Source organism: Flavobacterium sp. UBA4854 (assembly GCF_002399805.1).
In the GTDB taxonomy this organism is placed as follows: domain Bacteria; phylum Bacteroidota; class Bacteroidia; order Flavobacteriales; family Flavobacteriaceae; genus Flavobacterium; species Flavobacterium ginsengisoli.
The window spans coordinates 2,394-4,014 of sequence record NZ_DHEI01000077.1 but is presented as its reverse complement, the minus strand read 5'-3'; the positions used below and the strand labels follow the sequence as shown (position 1 = coordinate 4,014).

The following is a 1,621-nucleotide window of genomic DNA, read 5'->3' as shown; positions in this document are numbered from 1 at the left end:
CGAATGCGGATCTACTGATTTCCAATCTAAAGAAGCAATTTCAGAAAGCTCTGGAAGCGTTGTAATTAATCGTTTTTCGAGATTATAATTGGATTTGATGTAATTGATGATTTCGTTATAATCGGCAACTTCTACAGGATCACCACCAATTCCTTTTAAAACCGTTTTGTAGGTTTCTAATACATCAAATTGTTCTGAACCTAAAAGATTTAAATCTGGCAATTCTGAAACCAATTCTGGTTGATTTGCTTTTATTCTTTTTAAAATTTCGCCTTTACTACTCATTTCCTTTTTCTTTAGATTCTCGCGAATTTTTCTTGTACCATTCTCTAAAAGATTCTTCTGGAACATCTGGCATTTCGCGCTGATCGTACCATTTATTCATCTTATTATTGACCATTCCTGGAATGTTCTTCATTACAAATCTACCTGATTTTCCAGCAATATTAAAAACTGTCGGATTTGCTAATACCGTTGCCATCGTTTTCATCGCTACAGTTTTGGCCGTCGGAGTATGTCCTTCTTTTACCAAAACCTGACGCCATTTGTACAATTGATCGTGAATGTCAATTTTTACAGGACAAACATTAGTGCAAGAACCACAAAGTGTACTGGCAAAAGGCAAATCGGCATTTTTGCTCATATCTAAATTTGGTGCTAAAATAGAACCAATTGGTCCTGCAACCGCATTATGATAACTGTGTCCGCCGCTTCGTCTGTACACTGGGCAAGTATTCATACACGCTCCACAGCGAATACATTTTAAAGAATTTCTAAAATCTTCTCTTCCTAATTGCGTGCTTCTACCGTTGTCTACAATTACGATATGCATTTCTTTTCCGTCTCTTGGCTTTTTAAAATGACTTGAAAAAGTAGTAATAGGCTGTCCTGTTGCACTTCTTGCTAATAATCTCAAGAAAACCCCTAAGTGTTCTCTTTTTGGAATCAATTTCTCAAATCCCATACAAGCGATATGAACGTCTGCTAAATGCGCACCCATATCGGCATTTCCTTCATTCGTGCAAACTACAAATTCTCCTGTTTCTGCAACAGCAAAATTAACTCCAGTTAAAGCTACTTTTCTAGTTAAGAAAGTATTTCTCAAACTATGGCGAGCAGATTCTGTCAAATATTGCGGATTGAAATTTCCTTTTTCGGTACCCAAATGTTCGTGGAAAGTTTCGCTTACATCTTCTTTTTTTAAGTGAATCGCCGGAAGTACAATGTGGCTTGGCGATTCTTTTCGAAGCTGAACAATATATTCTCCCAAATCAGAATCGATTACTTCAATTCCTTTTTCGGCTAAATAATCATTTAAATGGCATTCTTCTGTAAGCATTGATTTGGATTTCACCATTTGCTTTACATCATGTTTAGCCATGATAGAATGTACAATTTCGTTGTGTTCTTTGGCATCGGCTGCCCAATGCACAATTATTCCGTTTCGTTGCGCATTCGCTTCAAATTCAACTAAATAATCATGAATATTAGATAATACATTTAATTTGATTTGAGAAGCTGTTTCTCTAAGCAGTTCCCAATCTTCAATTTGATGCGCTGATTTATCTCTCTTTGCACGCACAAACCAAAGTGTTTCATCATGCCAATTGACACGCTCTAC

1 protein-coding gene and 1 pseudogene are annotated in these 1,621 nt (G+C 36.4%); both read right to left on the bottom strand.

Annotated elements, in window-relative coordinates; translation table 11 throughout:
• Positions 1-285, bottom strand: a pseudogene (locus B3J44_RS10730) (lactate utilization protein B/C); the annotation flags it as partial.
• The coding region (locus B3J44_RS10725) for a lactate utilization protein B (protein WP_286968429.1) at positions 278-1,621 on the bottom strand (1,344 nt) is incomplete at its 5' end. The pseudogene B3J44_RS10730 and the gene B3J44_RS10725, both read right to left, overlap by 8 nt.